Consider the following 18438-nt stretch of genomic DNA (forward strand, 5'->3'; position numbering starts at 1 on the left):
CAGGCATATCGGTCGGAACTGCGGTTGGTGAACTGGATGCCGTTATCCGTCAGAACCGTCTGCAGGGGGTAGGGCACTGCATGGATCACATGGCGCAGGAACTGCGCTGCAACCAGCTTGTTGGCCCAGGCATGGAGTGCGGTGAGCGCAAACGTGGACGTCCTGTCGATGGCCACGAACAGAGAGCGCTTACCCTCGGCCGTCTGCACCTGTGCAATGTCGATGTGGAAGTAGCGACGTCCCCCCGCCCTGAGTAGCGGCTTGGTTTAGAGTCCGGGGTTGATGACATCGATGTTGGCCAGCTGTTTGGCATCCGCAGCCGGTCTCATGCCCCCGATCGCCTTCTTGGGTCGGTCCTCGTTGTATTCGCGTCGCCAGCGCTCGATCTCGGTGCGCGCATGCAGCAACGTGGGGAACCAGTGTTCGTTGAGGCACTCGTCGCGTCGCCGTCCGTTAAACGATTCAACATAGGCGTTCTGGTTCCGTTTGCCGGGTTGGATCAGCCGTCACTGCACCCCACGGGCATGTGCCCAGGCGACCAGTGCCTTGCCGCAAAACTCCTTGCCGTTATCGGTTCGGATCACCTGCGGCAAACCGCGACTGTGCGCCATCCGGTCCAGCACACGCGTCACGCCATGGCCCGAGATCACGCGCTCCACGTCGATGGCGACCGCTTCGTGCGTTGCGTCGTCCACGATCACCAGACAGGTGATCACCCGGCCTTCGGCGGTACGGTCGAACACGAAGTCCATCGACAACACCTGATTGGCCTGCGATGGCCGCAACAACGGCTGACGCTCGCCCACTGGCACCTTCTTGCGCTTGCGACGCCGGACTTGCAGCTGCTGCTCGAGGTACAACTGCTCCGCACGCTTGTAGTGCGCGATGCGGCCTTCCTGTTGCAGGTTGAGAGAGATCATCCCCACACCATAGCGACGATGGCGCTGCGCCAGCGCAAGGATGCGCTCGCGCAGCGCGACGTTGCGATCTTCGCGCGGGCAATAGCGCACCCGCGCACGACGCGCCGGTGCGCTCACCACATTTTTCGTAGCGCATCCTGGATCAGGTCGTTCTCGAACAGTTGCTCGGCCAGCAACTGCTTCAGCCGCGCGTTCTCAGCTTCAAGGTCGTTGAGCCGTTTGGCATCGGGCACGCTCATCCCGCCAAACTTGCTGCGCCACAGGGAGTACGAGGCCTCACTGAAGCCATGGCGCCGGCATAGGTCCTTGATCGCCACGCCCGCTTCGGCCTCACGCAGGAAGCCAATGATCTGTTCTTCGGAAAAACGCGTCTTCACGTCCAATCTCCTTAGGGCAGGGAATTGGACGCCAAACTGCGGCGCTACCTCAAAATCGGGGGGACGTCGCGTGCAACGCATACAGCTTTTGCTTGTCTTTCGGGCGCCGGGTGTACAGCCGTTGCGCACGTTCCAGCCAGACATCGATGCGCTCACGCACGGATGTTTCCACCTGGTCCAGCGTGCGCTGCATGTTGCGCAACACGCGCCCCAGCAGCGTGCGTTGACGCCGCAGCATGCGCCGCATGCGTTTGTACTGGCGCGCATGCGCATAGCGGCCCACCGTGCGGCTCAAGGCCGGGCCCTGGCGCGCGTCGCTCTGCCGCAACGCGATGCCAAGGCGTTGGGCCAGCAGCACCAGCTTTGTGCGCGCCACGTCCAGCAGCCGACGGTCGGTCGGGTAGGCGATCGCCTTTTCCTGCACGGTGGTGTCCACGATCACACGCGACAACTCGCGTGCGTCTACCGCCTGCATCGCATGCGCAGCGTTGAGGGTGTGAGCCAGCAACTCTTCCATCCCCCGCTTCGCCCAGCCGCTGCCGCAACCGCGTCAGCGAGCTGGGATCGCACGGCAGGAAGGTCTGGAACACCACCTCGCCGGTGAAGAACTGCCAGTACGGGTTTTTCCAGCCAACGCTCGCATCCCGCTTCGTCGGACAGGTCGGCCGCATCCAGGCACTGCCCGAAACCACCGCGCAACTCGGTGCCGTAGGTGGCACAGGTATCGTTGGACGACAGGTAATGCAACTGACCACGCACGCCGGGCGCCCAGCTGCGATAGCGCCAGCACGATGGCTGCAATGGATCGACCGACTGCAAGGTGTCGGCCGCCAGCGACTGGGCGATCTGCCATAGCCCACCGCCGGTCAAACGCGTCAGCAGGTCCTGGCCGCTGACGCGGTCAAGCCGCAGCTGCGAGACATCCTGCAGTGATGCCAGCGCGCGCCACGGAGTGCTGCGTCTGTCGTAGAGCGTGGCGAAGGTGCGCCCATCATCGGCTGCCACGAGGACCAACACCCGATCGGGATCGGAAAGATGGATCGCCTGCAAGGGTCGCGCTTGCGGCACCGGCAGCCGCACCGCCTTGCCCTTGCTCGAGCAGTGCCGCATGCCCCTGCGCATCGCTGCCGCTTACCAGGACGCGTTGCGAATCGGCCGACCAGCGGCGGCCTGGCGCGCATCCGGCAACACGCCTTCGATCAAGCGCACCGAGCCAGGTTTGCCGACATCGCCCCACCACAACCCGCACGCACCAGAACGACTGGAGGCAAAGATCAGCTGGCGCCTATCCGGCACGATCATCGGCTGGTCGTCGCGACCGCTGGAGGGAAACAGCCGGCGGCGGCCGAACTGTCCGAACGCTGTTCCCACGCAACCGGCGCCAGCAAGCGATAGCCGGTCTTGGCGATGGTCTCGATATGGTCGAAGCGCTGGCTGCCGTTGCTGGCCAAAGCCTTGCGCAGTTGCGTGGCCGCCTGGGTCACCACCTCGTTGGTCGGCAAGGTGTCGGGCCAGACGTCGGCCAGCAGTTGCTCGCGCGTTACCCCCTGGCCCTGCTGCCACGCCAGCGTCAGCAGCACCGCCAAGGATTTCGGTGTCAGACGCGCGGCGCGCTTGGCGCCGCGCGCATGTACTTCGCGCGAGGCGACGTCGACCACGTACCGACCGACACGTAGCCGGCCCGATGGCATCGCATTAGCGGGAGGAACACTCATCGGCATGCAAGGACTACAAAGAACGCGTCACGCATTTCGCGCGAAACGCCAAATTCAGCAAAGGACCACAACCAACTGCGTCATGCATCCAAGTGGCGCATATTTTAAGCTATGCCTCGTTGCTTCGGCGATGCTGCGTGTCACGTGGCGCGATACACCTGCGCACCTTGCGCCAGAAACTGCGCCGACTTCTCTTCCATTCCGGCAGACACGGCATGCGCTTCGCCCATGCCATGCTCGGCTGCGTAATCGCGCACGTCCTGTGTGATCTTCATCGAGCAGAAATGCGGGCCGCACATCGAGCAGAAGTGCGCCAGCTTGTGCGCGTCCTTGGGCAAGGTTTCGTCATGGAACTCCTTGGCCTTTTCCGGATCCAGCCCAAGATGAAACTGGTCGTCCCAACGGAATTCGAAGCGCGCCTTGCTCACGGCGTTGTCGCGCACCTGCGCGCCGGGATGCCCCTTGGCCAGGTCGGCCGCATGCGCGGCGATCTTGTAGGCCATGATGCCGTCGCGCACGTCCTGCCGGTTGGGCAGGCCCAGATGTTCCTTGGGGGTGACATAGCAAAGCATCGCGGTGCCGAACCAACCGATCATCGCCGCGCCGATCGCGCTGGTGATGTGGTCGTAACCGGGCGCGATATCGGTGGTCAACGGTCCCAAGGTGTAGAACGGCGCCTCGCCGCATTCGCGCAGTTGCTTGTCCATGTTCTCCTTGATCAGCTGCATCGGCACATGGCCCGGACCTTCGATCATGGTCTGCACGTCGTGCTTCCACGCCAGTTTGGTCAACTCGCCAAGCGTTTCCAGCTCGCCGAACTGCGCCGCATCGTTGGCATCGGCAATGCAGCCAGGACGCAGGCCATCGCCCAGCGAAAACGCCACGTCGTAGGCCTTCATGATCTGGCAGATGTCTTCGAAGTGCGTGTAAAGAAAGTTTTCCTTGTGATGGGCCAGGCACCACTTGGCCAGGATCGACCCGCCGCGCGAGACGATGCCGGTGACACGTTTGGCAGTCAGCGGCACGTAGCGCAGCAGCACACCGGCGTGGATGGTGAAGTAATCCACGCCCTGCTCGGCCTGTTCGATCAAGGTATCGCGAAAGATTTCCCAGGTGAGCTCTTCCGCACGACCGTCGACCTTTTCCAGCGCCTGATAGATCGGCACCGTGCCGATCGGCACCGGCGAATTGCGGATGATCCACTCACGCGTCTCATGGATGTGCTTGCCGGTGGACAGGTCCATCACCGTGTCGCCGCCCCAGCGGATCGACCACACCAGCTTTTCGACCTCTTCGGCAATGCCAGAAGACACCGCGCTGTTGCCGATATTGGCGTTGATCTTGGTCAGGAAATTGCGGCCGATGATCATCGGTTCGCTTTCCGGGTGATTGATGTTGTTGGGCAGGATCGCGCGACCACGTGCGATTTCGTCGCGCACGAATTCCGGCGTGATGCGTTGCTGGATCGCGGCACCGAAGGCTTCGCCCGGATGCTGCTTGCGCAGGATCGTATCGGTCACCGCTTCCAGGCGCTGGTTTTCGCGAATCGCTACGAACTCCATCTCCGGCGTGATGATGCCGCGCCGCGCGTAATGCATCTGGGTGACGTTGGCACCGTCGCGCGCCACGCGCGGCAAGTGCCGCGCAGGAAAGCGCACCGCATCCAGTCGTGCATCGTGCTCGCGGCCGCGGCCGAAGCTGGAACTCAGGTCATCCAGCGCCACGGTATCGCCGCGTTCGGCGATCCAGCGCGCGCGTAGCGGCGCAAGGCCGGCGGCAAGGTCGATCGCGGCGCGCGGGTCGGTATACGGGCCGGATGTGTCGTAGACGCTGAGCGGCGCGTTGTCTTCGCCACCGAACAAGGTCGGTGTGGGGGTCAATACGATCTCGCGCATCGGCACCTGCAGATCGGCGCGCGAGCCCTGCACGAAGATCTTGCGGGACCCGGGGATCGGCTGAGTAACAGCCTCTGACAGCGAATGGGCTTGTTGCTGCAAAACGGTAGGCGCGGCATTCATGGCGTTCGTCCTGTGTGCTGGAAAACCAGCACCGAAGGCGCTGGCTCTGCGAAGGATTCGCAGTGCGGACGAAGCGGCGGCGCTCAACACACATGACCCGTGCAGGCAGGGACCAGCGCATCTAACGAAGCTTCCCTACGCCGGTATCAACCGGATCAGGTTCGAAGGGACTATCTCAACTGCGGCTGGGCCGCGGTACCCCCACTTCGACACGCATTACACCACATCACTGCAGCATCGACATCTGCTTCGCGCCGACAGCACATACGACGGGAACTGCACGAACAGGGACGGCCACCTGCCCACGGGCGGCGCTCACCTGGAGCAAGCATCAATACACATGGCCACGGCCTTTTGCTGCCGCACGCGCAGCTGCGAACGCGTCATTCCATGCAATTTCCACAATAGCCGGGCCACATCGCAACATCGACCTGAAAGACATCCGCTCTCAGCCACGGCCCTGCTCCCATTGCTTTAGCTGCTGACGCTGTCTCATGGCCTGCTGGAGGGTGTCCAACTGGTCGATCAGCGTGGCCGCAGCGTCGATACTCTGCTGTCTATTCTGCAGTTGGACACTGCTATCGAGCACAGCCTTTGCTTGACGCGACGCATTGCAGGCAGCGTCAACCCTCTCCAGCTGCACATCTTGCATACCGGTCTCCAGATTCAGCTGATCAAGCGCGCCGAACAGCTGCTGCAAATCGAGCCGTTGAAGAGGTTCACTTAAAGTCGTGATTCTTCCCTCTTCCATCACATGTTCAGGGCCTAGCACTCTCTTCAAGGAGTCGATCGAGGTGCATAGCGCTTGCGTAGTTTCTGCGATCGTGCTTTCGTGCCTGGCCGCCTCGACAGCACGCGCCTGGTCCAATCGTGTCGCGTGTGCAGTGTAGGAACCGTTCTTGGACTTGACGCTATTCCAGACCATGTCGTTGGTGGCCGTGGTCGCACCCTGTCCGACCAGGACCGCCGGCGCGTTGAGGGCTTCATTCGGCAGAGGTCTATCACTGCCGCCACGCCAAGGCGAGGCGATAAATCTGCCGACGGAGTTAGCGGCGAACGTGGCCAGCATATTGCTCGACACGTGACGGAACAACACATCGCTTACCGAGTCCTTAACCGCGCCAGCGGTGTTCCAGGCATGCTTGACCAACGCCATCCCCTCCTTGCCGGTTTCCAGCAAATAGCGCGGAAAATGGATCGCATCGGACCATTGCGCGGGTCGACGGGTCGTATCCGGCAAGGACAAAAAGAAGGTATTCAGTCGCTGGTGCCCTCCCACCAGGTCTGGAACACTCGCCTGCCCAGTGCGGGCAAGGGCTTTACCGGTCTCCAGAATGGCCTGATGCGCAACCCCCCAACTACCGATGGCGAGCGCGGCCATCGCCCCCTGACCAATGGGCGTATGTGCCGGCCCGCGGGGGATCCGGCGCGCGCCGTTAACCACCGAGTTAACCCCGGGCTTGAACAGAAAGGTGCGGACGGACCTTTCTTCCAGCACCGCTTGCCATTCGCTGATCTCCTTGCGGCGCTCGTAGACATCCGCCTTGTCCTGTGCCATCGCCACGTCCCGCTCGCCACGGGCAATGAAGCGCTTCTTGAGGCCGGATACCTCCAGGAGGCCGGATACCTCCAGAGCGACCGGCGGCGGATCGGGCACCAATACCTTTGGATCGATCGGCTTGAGTCTCGGCAAGTTCGCCACGCGCGCGCGCCGGTCCATCGCCGGCACCACAAACGTATCGCAAGCGTAAGACCCTGCCGAGGATCCAAGGGCCGCTATTGACGCCGTACTCAGGTATTCCGATTCAGGATTTCTGTGATAATTGTAACTTGTGCCCGTGAACACGCCCAATGGCTGGCGCATTGTTACAATCATGAACTTCCTCAAGCACTCGTAAGCGATCGGCAATGTGGCCTTGACTCCTATCGCATTCATATCGCCGCAGATCTGATATCCGGTGTTGGGGCCGAATGCCGCCACGCGCTCCTGCAAGCGTGCATACGCCCACTGCAGATAATCGTTCTGCAGAGCCTGCTGGGTCAATGTATCCTCTGCAAAAGGAATATTACCCAGGTGTACACGTAAATCGCGCTTCAAAGCGTCCAGCGCCTTCGCGCTATCGGACAGGGGCTCTGACAGCTGGAGCTCTGACATTCCGGGTGTAGCCGGCATCGGCGACTTGTCCGCCGCAGCGCTCAAATACTCACTATTGAACGACCCGGACTGTCCGGAGGCGGGACAGGATTGGTAACGGTTTGGTTCGGTTTCGGTCAAGTTCCAGGACGCATCAGCGGCATGCTGGGATCCGGAACCTCTTGATAAGTGGTTGAAAGGGAACCCATACCCACCAGCACCAGAGACACCCGAAGATTCGGCAAAGTCTGTTGTGATCTCCGACGAAGGCGCGGACGCCCTGGATTTCTTGAACACCATGCGAGGCGGAGATTGCAATCCACTGAATAACTCGGATTTCGGTACTGTTGAAGTTTCTGTACCAACCTCGCAGCGGTTGATTTTCTCGCTATCACCCTCGCGGACCGATTGCTGCGGGGTGGTCGAAGAGGTGGCTGTCTGTGGGGAAGTCTTCATGACACCACCGCCGCTGTTTCGTCGGTCTGTGCCACCAACACGTCCAGCGCTATCCGCGCGATCGTCTGGCCGCGGTCCAGGACCGTAGCCACATCTTCGGCGGTGTGCGCAGCGATCAACGGACAGACACATAGCAGCCCCAGATCCGATAGCGTGAGCCGCCAACCGTATTCTGTCAGCAACTGCTCCTGCAGCGCGAGCAACCTCACCACATCGTCTCCGCCTAGTTCGCGTGCCGCGATCGGCAGAATTACCTCAGGAAACGCGGCCAATGTATCTGCGTGTTCTTGCGGCTGCATATGTACACGGCAGAGCATTCCTGCCGGCCCAAGTATCGCCTCGCCGGCAGCGATCCGTTGCACAAGGTCATCGGGCAAACCTAGGCTGACGCCAAGGTTGATGAAGAAATTGGTCTGCGCGTGTTGATTGCTTTGAACATGGGTCGCGGTCACCTGAGGGATCTCCGATAGATCAATGCAGCCGCATGGCTGATTTAGACAAAGCTTCTACCTGGAATGGAATAACTAAAAAATTTATGGCGAATAAAAAGAGCGATAAACGAAGTGCTGCAAAGCAGCACCTGATTAGCTCTGACTCTCAGTTATGGAAATTGCTCGCCGCACGCAGAATCGGCTCTGGACAAGGCTTGCATCGCATCACCTGATTAGCCCTGACCCTGAGCCATCAGTCGCAGGATCTGCGCCGCTCTAAGGGATGCTCTGATCAACGAGACCTGAGAACGCGGGTCATCCAATTCGCTGCGGCGTGCAACAACCGACGCCCAGCATTGCCTTAGCTAGAGCATGTTGAAGCGATCCTGGATGACTGCGTCAGCGTCGTGTGTTCCGCTGGTTCATTGCGCCAGCAACTTCTCGTGCTGGGGACATAAACTGAAGATAGCGTATGCATTCCCCACGCTTCAAAACACGAACTTGGAGCAACACTAAGCCATCTTCAATCGCTGCAACTTCCCTTCGGTGGCGAGCCTGCTGGTTGGACCCCAGCGGCGGTTTTTTTCCAGTTGTGTGAGGAAGGCTTGAAGGCTTGGTGCACGGGACGATGCGCACCGTCTCTTGGAACGGGCCATGCCTGCAAGAGATAGGCACCGGCTAGGTCCTATCGTCCTATCTTCCTATCGTCCTATCTTCCTATCTTCCTATCTTCCTATCTTCCTATCTTCCTATCTTCCTATCGTCCTATCGTCCTATCGTCCTGCGGCTCGGCATGATTCTGCAGGTTGCGTATCAATGGATACCGCCCGCCATTGTTTCAACCCCGATCGTTAAGGCCGCCAATTCGCATTGCACTCCCAGAACGCCACGCTGCGTCGATACGCGTCGCGATCCAGTGGCACGCCGGAGCCGCCCTCTTCAACGCCGAGTGCGTTGCGCAACATGGTGATCGGCGCCATCGGGATTTCCTCCGGCTCGGTGGTGTAGAGGCAACCGACCACGCCCCAGTCTGCGTCGATGGACGCGCCTTCCTTCGCCAGCTGATCGCGGCTGTAGAGGATGGGTAATAGATACGCGGCCACTGGCGGTTCGACATCTTCGAACCAACGCACCAGCACCGGCAATTCCTGCGTGCGGCGCGCTTCGTAGCCGGAGCGCAGCTGATGGCGATTGTCGTCGGTGATCGGCGCAGTGAGGCAGCGGGTCGAGGTCCAGTTGCGATGCACGTGCAACTGGCAGAACGGCGCATAGCCGTCGATCGCGCGCACCGGTGTCTCGTCGTTGAGACGCTGGATGAACTGCTCGGGCGTGCAATCCTGGATAGCGTTGCGACGACGCTCGCTTGGAAACAGACGGGTACGGGCGAATTGGGTCAGGACGATGGACATTCAAGGTTTGGCAAAAAGGGGACGTGCGCAGGGTAACGTGTCCAGCGCTGCGCGAGCGCAGCCCAACCCCACACGTGCAGTCATGCGCATCTCGCGATTGTTAAGCTACCGGCACGGGCACGACCATCATCAACGTTCTGGCATATGCGGCGACAACTCACGCTTTTCTGCCGCAGGACTGCGGCAGTCCAATCGAGGCCGTCAGACAGCGGCTCGACCCGCGGCAGCATGCGCTTATCGTGGCGCATGTCACGCTCTGTCGGGACGACGAATTGGTGCCATGGCGCTCGATCGACACGCGCCTGCATGAACTCGCTGCGTTTTCGCTCAGCATGCGATTCGGTGCGCCGCAGGCCCTCGCAGATGGCGCTGCTTATGACGTGGTGGAGCTTGCGCAGAATCTGGTCGATGTCAGCGTGACCTTCCGCAGTATTGCGCTCATCGAACAAGGTGCCGACGGCAGGTGGCACGCACTACACACCTACGACGGCAGCCCTCAGTCGCTACCTACGTTATCAGCAGCAACATGCCGGCAGAGATGTAACGAAGAGATAATGGGCACTTAGAGCGGCTAACAAAACTACTGCGCAGCCGCCAGGGGGGCGCGGCCGGTGCTCGGAATCGGCATGTACCACTCGTACACTCCGGTTCTGAGCGCGCCGTCCGCACCCACCTGACGACTGCTCGCTACGTTTTGTTAGCCGCTCTTGGTTAAACCATCGTGCATACGCTACTTTTTGTTCGCTTTCGGTTTTACCGCAGCCATCAATTTGATGGATTTCTCCAAAGCGACAGACAGGCGCGCGACTTCCTGCATCTTCCCCTTCAGCTCTTTGATCAGATCCGATGGATCACCCGGCTTGGTACCACCTGGCGGCTGACACGAGGCGGCGACACCTCCACCGAGCTGTGGGCCGAATTGCCGGATGATCTCGACGATCAGATACGGGCTGCTCTTCAAATCGAGCGTGCCGCCGTAACGCTTGATGATGTCTTTGACGATCTTGTCGTCCTTGCTGGTTGCCATGGCGATCTCCCTGTACGAGGCGTGATAAGGCCGCAGGTGTTCCCAGGTGGTGAGGATCGTCTTGCACCCCTGCCGGACAGGGCGACCCGCGTGGATCATGGCATGGTTGCAAAGGCCGTTGGGCAGTAGGTTACGCCACAGCACGAAGCGTCCGACGCGCGGCTGGATGCTGCGATTCAACGCTCGAAAATGGGTTGCGCCACCACGGGCAGGTTGCTCCAGAACGATGAGCAACGTGCGCTTGCGCTCGCCGCTGGGATGCGGCACACCGCAATCGAGGTGGTAGTCGTAAGCATCCCCACGTCGATAACGGGTCATCTGCCAGGGTTCAAGATCAGCAGGCCGAATCCCAAACATCGCTTGAAGCCGGCATTCGATATCGCGCATCAATGCGTGGGCAATCCTCGCTTCGCCGGGCAGTACCAATGAATCGCTCTTGCGTCCGCCACCGGTCACCGTCGAACCATTACCCAGCGCAACGGCGCTGGCGATCCATTCGCCACCTTTCTGTTCGTTGAGCAATTGCCGGCATTGCAATGGCGACAGCAACTCATCCACGACAACGATCCTGTCATCTATGCTGCATGCGTGCATGTCTGCCGCTTCAACACGGTGAGATGACCGGGTCACCACGGCTCCTTCAACAGCAGCGGCATGCCGATCCATCGCTCGTATCCAGCGACGGAACGGCACGTACCCAGTGGATAATCGCGATAGGCATGCCCTGACAGAATGCGTCGGACACGAACGAACGATCGGAGGTCGCGCGCACGCCACGCGGCGTGATCTTCCCAGTGGCAACGACGTGTGCCACGATCGTAAGCATGCCAGGCAAGCACGCGATGTGGATGGAACACGTCGTAACCGTGACAATAGGCGCGCAGCCCGGTAGTGATTTCGTCACCGAAAAAATAGACGTTGGGATCGAACGGAACATCTCGATTGAAGCGCCCTTCGGTAAACAGAAATCCCAACGCCATGAACTGCGCAGGGATTGGCGCTTTGAGCCACCGCCATAACGGCAACTCGAATCCGGCAAAGTGCGCGAGCACACCATCGATATACGCTTCTTTATAAATTTTCATCGGCACTTGGGATCGGCCGAGCGGATACGTCTGCGGATCGAAATCCGGGGGATAACAGGTCAGTGCAGGACGCTTGATGCCCACCGATTTCAGCCCCTCCAACATCGCGATGAGCTTGCGGTCCCAATGCCGTGCGAAACGCAGATGCGAATCGATGATCAGGGAGTAAGGCTCATCGCGCCATTGGCGTTGTGCGCGCCGCCGCGCCCAATTGGCGCCACGGCTATCTCGATAATCGACCCGATCAATTTGCAACCCAGGCATGTCGGCATATCGACGCGGCAACCGGTCGCGCGGTGCGCACTGCAAACACACCGACACACGCAGCCGATCGGGATGGGCCGCCTGCTCGAATACGCTGTCCAGGGTATGCACGAGTTGCGGATCCCGGTAGGCGGGAATTTGAATCAAGATGCGCGCGCCGTCCAACATGGCCACCTTCCTGATCGATCAGCAGGCAATCAGCACAGACATCGTGTTGCGCATCGCGCGGCGACGAGCCCCATCGCGATGCCCCCTCATATCCAATCACCATCCCCAGCACTGCGCAAGCCTTTCAGGCCATGCGCACGGTACCGCTACGGATGTGATCTCAGGCCAGGCGCACTGCGCCTTGCCTGTTTGGAGAGATCCGCAGCAGACCACCACGCCACTTTCACGGTGGCATCCCTAACCCAGTGCATGCAAGCGCGCAACAGGCGCTGGAACTGCGCATTGACCACTTACCAGATCAGATCGTCCGGCACCTTGAACTGGCTGTAATAGTCGTCGTCGCTGTCCGTCGATGCGGGGGCACTGTTGCGGCCATGGTCCAGTACCACGGTCTCGGCATCACGGCTGTAGACCTTGTCGGCGGCAACGCGTGGAATCAGCTCGAAGCCGTCGCCATGGCGTGCGATCACCAGTGCGCCTCTGGCCAGCTGGCTCCGCAGCGTAGGGTTGACCAGCACGCTGCGGATGACGCTGCCGTCGTTGAAGCGGTAATCGATCTCGCCCTCGCGCTTGACCTTGGTGGTCTCCACAATCTGCCTGACCTGGGCCAGCACCTCCTGACGCCGAAGTTGCACTTTGCGCTCTTCGGCCAATGCGCGATCGCGTTCGGCGCGCTCGGCTTGCAGACGCGCGGTGTCCACCTTGTCTACGTCTGCCGGCGCCACCGCCGCACCCTTGGCGTGGCGTTGCTTGAGTTGCTCGCGCGCGACCTTGTCCACCTGGGCCTTTTTGACCAGGCCAGCCTTGAGCAGTTGTTCTTGCAGTGGATTGCGCATGGGAATCGATCGGCAGACGGATATGGGCATAGTTTAGCGGCCAGCGCAGGATCATGGCGCGCGGCGCGCTCACCGCTATCGTCCGCTTCAGGAGGCGGCCGCATGCGCGACGGCGACCCGGCGCTCAGCGGTTGCTCTCTCACCCACCCTTGTCCGTCGCCACCACAAGCGGCCAGCCAAGCGACGAGACCGTGAGCCCGGCCATTCGCCGCTTCTCGCAATTGCTGCAACACATGGATTGCAGCATTTGGCATGCACACCTTCTCTTAACCAACTCATGCATACCGCACGCTTCTGCGACGACGCGCCAGCAACGTATCAAACCAACCACACGGTTTGAGGCTTTTGTGCAGTGAATACGTCTGCACAGGCGCGATGTGCGCTTAGCATCACCGCGCGCTGCACGCCGTGCGCGCGCTTTCCGGAACAGGGGCCGGAGGCCTTGATGCGGGCATCGCAGACTGCGCGGATGCTCGCTCTCACGACTGGAGATCCATCCGATGCGCGATACACACAATCCATCCCCACCATCGCTGTGGCAGCGTAGCTCTCGTTTATTACTGATGGCGTTGGTGTTGCTGCTGACCACAGCCAACGCCCAGGCCGATGTCATCCTGCATGCCTTCAATTGGCCGTATGCCACCGTGGAAGCCCGCGCCAAGCAAATTGCCGATGCCGGCTATCTCAAGGTCCTGGTCGCACCTGCCTATCGCTCGCAAGGCAGTGCGTGGTGGGCGCGCTATCAACCGCAGGATTTACGCGTGATCGATGGCCCACTCGGCGACACCGCTGCGTTCTCGCGTATGGTGCAGGCGTTGGCCAACAACGGCGTGGAAACCTATGCCGATGTCGTGCTCAACCACATGGCCAACGAAGCGGCAACGCGCTCGGATCTCAACTATCCCGGTAGCGCCGTGCTCTCGCAATACGCGGCCAATCCAGGTCGCTACGATTCGCTACGTTTGTTCGGCACCTTGCAATCCAACTTTCTGAGCGCCAGCGATTTCGGCACCGCGCAATGCATCAGCAATTACAACGACGCCTATCAGGTGCGTAACTACCGCATCTGCGGCGGCGGCAGCGATCCGGGCCTGCCGGATTTGGTCGGCAACGATTGGGTGGTGCGACAGCAGCGTGCTTATCTGCAAGCGCTGAAGGGCCTGGGCGTGACCGGCTTCCGTGTGGATGCAGCCAAGCACATGACCTTCGACCATCTCAATCGCGTGTTCGATGCCGGCATCCGCTCCGGCGTGTATGTGTTCGGCGAAGTGATCACCGGCGGCGGTACCGGCAATGGCGATTACGACCAGTTCCTGGCGCCCTACCTGCAATCCACACCGCATGCGGCCTACGACTTTCCGCTGTTCAACGCGGTGCGTAATGCATTCGCTGTCGGCGCAAGCATGCAGCAGTTGGTCGACCCTACATCTTCCGGGCAAGCGCTGCCGGGCAAGCGCGCGGTGACCTTCGCCGTGACCCACGACATCCCGAACAATGCCGGATTCCGTTACGCGATTCTCGACCCTATCGATGAAACCTTGGCGTACGCCTATCTGATCGGCCGCAACGGTGGCATGCCGATGATCTACACCGACAATAACGAAAGGGGCGACAACCGCTGGGTCAACGCGTATCTGCGCGAGGATCTGCGCCGCATGATCGGCTTCCATAATGGCGTGCAGGGCAGCGACATGCAGGTATTGTCGTCCAGTTCCTGCCATGTGCTGTTCCGGCGCGGCAGCCTGGGTATCGTTGGCATCAACAAGTGCGGCAATCCTGTCAACGCGACGGTGGCAACGAATGGCAGCGTGCTGTATTGGAATTCCGATTATGTAGACGCACTGGGCTCTGGCAGCGTGGTGCGCATTTCCAGCGGCTCCTACACCTTCACCCTGCCGGCGCGTGGGGCACGCATGTGGCGTCGCTGAGTTGTCAGGCAATCCAAACGAACACACCACACCCCACTGCTCTCATCACATGACAAGGTGACTCGTCACGCAGCTGTGAACCTAGAAATACACCTTGATGGTGCGATCAACACAGCGCCTCCGCCGCGATATCGCGCGCGGAGACTTTTTCTCGCCGCCTCGTTTGCGCCGTTCTCCGCGGGTCTTGCAGCAACGCCTGCACGCGCGATAACGCTAACCCATGCAGCGCTTGCGTGTTGCAGCACCATCAATACGCACGCGCCTCCAGCAGGAATTGTTAGAGAAAAAAATCTCGCGATTGCAACGAAGCCGCTTGTTCGCCGGACCTACCAGGTAGCTCGACGCATGCAGTGTTGTCATCGGACTGCATGCGCAGCAACGATCCCCCGATGAGGTGACGCCGCCCGGCTGAGGCAGCGACTCCTCAGCCTCAATGCACAACGCAGCGGTCGGAGCAACGCGATGCCTCTCTATTTCGTCCGTCATGGCGAATCGCTCGCCAACGAACAGAACTATTTTGCCGGCGCTCAGAACTCGCCACTCACGCCGCTCGGTCGGCGTCAGGCCCAGCAGGCAGCGCGTTACGCGCGCCAACGCGCATTACGTTTCGACGAAGTGCACGTGTCCACACTCGAGCGTGCACAAGCAACAGCCGCCATCATTCTGGAGGGTGCGCAAGGCAACCCGCAGGTGCAATTCAGTGCTGCGTTGGTGGAGCGTGATTTCTGCATCTTCGCCGGCAAGAACAAGACCTTGATCAAGAAGTCGATCGACCACCGTCTCTGGGATGCCTGCTTCCATGATGCCAACGGCGCGCCACCCGATGGTGAACACTGGATGGATATGTATGCGCGTTGCAAGCACTACTACGACACCGTGCTCGCACCGCTGGATCGACAAGGCAAGCAAGCACTCGTGGTGACGCACAAGTACATCGTCGAGGTGTTCGCACTGATTGCCTCTGGCTTACCGCCTGCCGAGTACATCGACTTCCGCCTGCCCAATTCGCGCCCGCTGTCGTGGGACGAACTCAAACAGATGACGGCGCGCAGTTCCTCGCGCATGAACTATCTGGGCGAGCAGACTGAAATCCATCTATTGCAGTGGATGCTGATCGCGGCAATCAGCGGCTTCGCGCTGTCGTGCCTGGGCGTCAGTCTTCCTCATGTTGTCACCACCCCTGCCATCGTCGCGCTGCTGGCAGCGAATGCCTTCTTCCTATCGGTGCGTATCGAACCAGGCGCATTGCGCCTGACCCAATGACCAGAAAACATTGCGCTCAGCGTGATCAGCGTGGTGCGCGCGCTCTGTGCCTTGTTTCTGCTCACACACTTCCAGAACGAATGGATCCATGTGATCGGCTTACTGATGATCGTTCCGCCCGCATTGTCGGTGCCGACATTCTCGCTGGCGCGCGGTGGCGATTACTTCTTCGCAGCACGCTATACGCTGGTGCTGTCGCTCCTACTACCGGTGCTGTTGTTGGCGTTGTATGTGGATCAACGCGAGGTGCTGGGCAACGCACATGCGCTGGAGCGCTTCTTTGTCGTGCTGCTGCTTGCCTTGGCATTGCCGTCTTTGCTCGCACAGGGTTGCGGCGCGCGCGCCCGATTGCGGCCGGCAAGCTGGCAACCAAATGGGGCTGTGTGGGCTCGATGACGATGGTGCCGATGGCCTTGCTGGTCTCGCTGCGCGCCGATGGAACTGCACTGGCGGATGCATTGCTGCACGGTGGCTGGTTGGCGTGGGCCGCACTGCTGCTGCCATTGGCGCTGTTGATGGCATGCCGGGTGGGCAGTGCGTTGTATCTGCGCGCGCACCAGGCGGTGACCGGCAAGCGCATCAGTACCGCCATTGCATCGGACATCCACCTGCTGCAGACCTCGCCCAATATCTTCCTGTGGCTAAGCCTGTTGCTACCCGGCACGTTTGCGCACGCGCCTACGCTGTTAGCCGGTACGTTACTGGGCTTCTTCACGTTTGCGCTGCTGGACGAGGCGTGGGTGGTCAGGCGCTTCCGCGCGCAGATCGCAGCTGCGATGCGCAAGCCGGCGAGTCGCTCCACTTCGGCGAATGGCGTGACCGATACCGCCACTGTCGCGCAGGACGAGACGGTGCTGGACAGTCGCTGAGAGACACCGGCAGCAACCGCGTCGATCCGAGGCGTCTGCTGCAGGTTCGCTAGAACACGATCATGGAAACGCGGGGTCGCTGCAGCATCCACCTGAACAGCGCAACAGGCTACCAGGCAAACGGCACGGTAACCTTGCGCGCAGCCAGCAGAAACGCATCGGCAACGTGCACGAACGGCGTCACATCCACCTCCGATTCGCCGCTGCGCACCAGCTGCACGAAACGCCGATACAAGCCGTCGTACTCGCCAGACGCATCCACTGCCTGCGGCTGCCCATTGATGCTCAGCTTGGCGCCGCCCTCACTGAGCATGAGCAGGCCTGCGGTGGTTTCCACCTCGATATCCCAACGTTGATGGCAGGTTTGCAGGAAGTCGAATTCGGCCGTCACCGGAACACCCGCGGTGTCGACAAAAGCGAGTTTTGCGTACAGCGGTGCCTGGCGATTTTCCGGCGTGTGCAACTGCGCTTCGCACAATGCGAAGGGGCGCGGCAATAGATGCGTGACGATGGACAGCGCATTGATGCCGGGATCGAATACGCCCATCCCACCGGGTTCCAGAATCCAGTCCTGCCCCGGATGCCAATGACGGATGTCTTCTTTCCAGGTGATATGCGCGCGCAGGATCTGCTTGCCGGCCAACCATTGCCACGCCGGTTCCACAGCGGCGGCATAACGCGAGTGCCAGCTGGTGAACAAGCTGCGTTGCGCACGCTGCGCCACCGCGCGTAGAGCGTCTATCTCTGCAAGCGTGGCTGCGGGGGGTTTTTCCAGAAACACATGGCGGCCTGCGGTCAGCGCGGCCTGGGCGAGTGCGTGACGCCCGAGCGGTGGCGTGCACAACGCCACTGCCTCGATCTGCGGATGCGCTGCAAATGCCTCTTCCAACGTTTGATAGGCCGGCACGCCATCCACCGCGCCATGCCGGCTCACGGTGGCGACCAGTTGCACATCCTCGCGCGCAGCGATGGTGGGCACGTGCTGGTCGCGGGCGATCTTGCCGATACCGACAAGGGCAATGCGCAATGCGTCTGGATGCTTCATCGAAACCTTCGTGCTGATGTGGAAGTGACAGCGCCGCTTCGATCGCATGAAGCAAGCGATTGCGCGGGACCAACGCGGCAATGGCGCAATGCGGATCCGCAACCCTGCATACGAGTGCGCAGTGTAATGTCAGGGTACGGCTCGCCGCGAGACATCGCTCCTGCTTGTTTTGCTATACCTGCGTGGCCGGTGGCCGTTACAAGGACGGCCATTGCTGCATCGTTGCGGCGGCATCATTGCGAATGTGCAGCGTGCCTGGCTGGTCGCGGCCTTCAGCTGACGAGGGCCACTTCCAGATCAGAAAGCGCATGCGGCCTGGCGAATCCTGCTGACACGTCAATTGACGCAAGCACCGACACAGACCACGATCGCCGCCACCACTGAGGGATGACACCGATGTTGCATCAGGTTTGGCTAGGGCCTGTTAACACATACGAAGCCCTTCAACGATCAGGACGAAGCTCAGGAATCCGAGGAACATGACGTCGAGCTT

The 18438-nt window shown here is 60.8% G+C and carries 15 protein-coding genes, 1 other RNA gene, 4 pseudogenes and 1 riboswitch; of the genes and pseudogenes, 7 read left to right on the plus strand and 13 right to left on the minus strand.

The annotated features are described in order from the left end of the window. The 8 genes and pseudogenes from XpopCFBP1817_RS13295 to hap3 form a co-directional block, all read right to left on the minus strand. Positions 1-233, minus strand: a pseudogene (locus XpopCFBP1817_RS13295) (IS481 family transposase); the annotation flags it as partial. Between the two features lie 33 nt (positions 234-266). Continuing rightward, a pseudogene (locus XpopCFBP1817_RS13300) lies at positions 267-1297 on the minus strand (IS3 family transposase). A 67-nt stretch (positions 1298-1364) separates the two neighbouring features. After that, a pseudogene (locus XpopCFBP1817_RS13305) lies at positions 1365-1966 on the minus strand (transposase family protein); the annotation flags it as partial. Further along, positions 1964-2647: pseudogene (locus XpopCFBP1817_RS13310) on the minus strand (biopolymer transporter Tol); the annotation flags it as partial. The pseudogenes XpopCFBP1817_RS13305 and XpopCFBP1817_RS13310, both read right to left, overlap by 3 nt. Further along, a complete protein-coding gene (locus XpopCFBP1817_RS24025) occupies positions 2596-3018 on the minus strand; it encodes a winged helix-turn-helix domain-containing protein (protein ID WP_425479110.1) in 423 nt (140 codons plus the stop codon). The pseudogene XpopCFBP1817_RS13310 and the gene XpopCFBP1817_RS24025, both read right to left, overlap by 52 nt. A 134-nt stretch (positions 3019-3152) precedes the next feature. Then, positions 3153-5030, minus strand: a complete 1878-nt coding sequence (thiC, locus tag XpopCFBP1817_RS13315) for a phosphomethylpyrimidine synthase ThiC (protein WP_128417488.1) — start codon at positions 5028-5030, stop codon at positions 3153-3155. Positions 5031-5144: 114 nt separating this feature from the next. Beyond that, a riboswitch (TPP riboswitch) is annotated at positions 5145-5243 on the minus strand. Between the two features lie 235 nt (positions 5244-5478). Continuing rightward, on the minus strand, positions 5479-7620 hold the full coding sequence (gene xopF1 / locus XpopCFBP1817_RS13320; protein ID WP_128417489.1) for a type III secretion system effector XopF1: 2142 nt from the start codon (positions 7618-7620) through the stop codon (positions 5479-5481). Next, positions 7617-8072, minus strand: coding sequence for an Hpa3 family type III secretion system protein (hap3, locus tag XpopCFBP1817_RS13325; protein ID WP_128417490.1), 456 nt, complete (start codon positions 8070-8072; stop codon positions 7617-7619). The genes xopF1 and hap3 overlap by 4 nt, the downstream gene beginning before the upstream one ends. 32 nt (positions 8073-8104) lie before the next feature. Here hap3 and XpopCFBP1817_RS13330 point away from each other — a divergent pair, with 32 nt between their 5' ends. Next, a complete protein-coding gene (locus tag XpopCFBP1817_RS13330) occupies positions 8105-8284 on the plus strand; it encodes a hypothetical protein (protein ID WP_128417491.1) in 180 nt (59 codons plus the stop codon). A 618-nt stretch (positions 8285-8902) separates the two neighbouring features. On the opposite strand, the gene XpopCFBP1817_RS13335 is transcribed toward XpopCFBP1817_RS13330, so the two are convergent. After that, the gene (locus tag XpopCFBP1817_RS13335) at positions 8903-9460 is read right to left on the minus strand and encodes a DUF3228 family protein (protein WP_128417492.1); all 558 of its coding nucleotides are present in this window, start codon (positions 9458-9460) and stop codon (positions 8903-8905) included. 239 nt (positions 9461-9699) lie between these two features. Here XpopCFBP1817_RS13335 and XpopCFBP1817_RS13340 point away from each other — a divergent pair, with 239 nt between their 5' ends. Further along, positions 9700-10026, plus strand: a complete 327-nt coding sequence (locus XpopCFBP1817_RS13340) for a hypothetical protein (protein ID WP_128417493.1) — start codon at positions 9700-9702, stop codon at positions 10024-10026. A gap of 60 nt (positions 10027-10086) precedes the next feature. After that, positions 10087-10163: non-coding RNA, sX9 sRNA (locus XpopCFBP1817_RS13345), on the plus strand. A 27-nt stretch (positions 10164-10190) separates the two neighbouring features. Here the strand turns inward: XpopCFBP1817_RS13345 and XpopCFBP1817_RS13350 are convergent. From XpopCFBP1817_RS13350 to XpopCFBP1817_RS13360, 3 genes are all read right to left on the minus strand, one after another. Continuing rightward, positions 10191-11045, minus strand: coding sequence for a 2OG-Fe(II) oxygenase (locus XpopCFBP1817_RS13350; RefSeq protein WP_158251303.1), 855 nt, complete (start codon positions 11043-11045; stop codon positions 10191-10193). A 68-nt stretch (positions 11046-11113) separates the two neighbouring features. Continuing rightward, the gene (locus XpopCFBP1817_RS13355; RefSeq protein WP_128417495.1) at positions 11114-12004 is read right to left on the minus strand and encodes a GlcNAc-transferase family protein; all 891 of its coding nucleotides are present in this window, start codon (positions 12002-12004) and stop codon (positions 11114-11116) included. Between the two features lie 290 nt (positions 12005-12294). Next, positions 12295-12840, minus strand: coding sequence for a DUF2058 domain-containing protein (locus tag XpopCFBP1817_RS13360; protein ID WP_128417496.1), 546 nt, complete (start codon positions 12838-12840; stop codon positions 12295-12297). A gap of 563 nt (positions 12841-13403) precedes the next feature. Between XpopCFBP1817_RS13360 and XpopCFBP1817_RS13365 the strand changes: the two genes are divergently transcribed. From XpopCFBP1817_RS13365 to XpopCFBP1817_RS23050, 4 genes are all read left to right on the plus strand, one after another. After that, positions 13404-14768, plus strand: coding sequence for an alpha-amylase family protein (locus XpopCFBP1817_RS13365; protein WP_425479111.1), 1365 nt, complete (start codon positions 13404-13406; stop codon positions 14766-14768). A gap of 462 nt (positions 14769-15230) precedes the next feature. Then, a complete protein-coding gene (locus tag XpopCFBP1817_RS13370; protein WP_244171172.1) occupies positions 15231-16031 on the plus strand; it encodes a histidine phosphatase family protein in 801 nt (266 codons plus the stop codon). A 105-nt stretch (positions 16032-16136) separates the two neighbouring features. Then, positions 16137-16427 (plus strand): hypothetical protein, encoded by a 291-nt coding sequence (locus tag XpopCFBP1817_RS23045; RefSeq protein WP_244171173.1) that lies wholly within the window; start codon positions 16137-16139, stop codon positions 16425-16427. Continuing rightward, positions 16424-16900: a hypothetical protein gene (locus XpopCFBP1817_RS23050; protein ID WP_244171174.1), complete on the plus strand. Its 477-nt coding sequence runs from the start codon at positions 16424-16426 to the stop codon at positions 16898-16900. Before XpopCFBP1817_RS23045 ends, XpopCFBP1817_RS23050 begins: the two co-directional genes overlap by 4 nt. A 109-nt stretch (positions 16901-17009) precedes the next feature. Here XpopCFBP1817_RS23050 and XpopCFBP1817_RS13380 read toward each other — a convergent pair whose 3' ends face one another. Next, complete coding sequence (locus tag XpopCFBP1817_RS13380) at positions 17010-17945, minus strand: Gfo/Idh/MocA family protein (protein WP_128417498.1); 936 nt, start codon at positions 17943-17945, stop codon at positions 17010-17012. Between the last annotated feature and the right edge of the window lie 493 nt (positions 17946-18438).

Origin of the sequence: Xanthomonas populi, from assembly GCF_002940065.1 — a bacterium.
Taxonomy (GTDB): domain Bacteria; phylum Pseudomonadota; class Gammaproteobacteria; order Xanthomonadales; family Xanthomonadaceae; genus Xanthomonas; species Xanthomonas populi.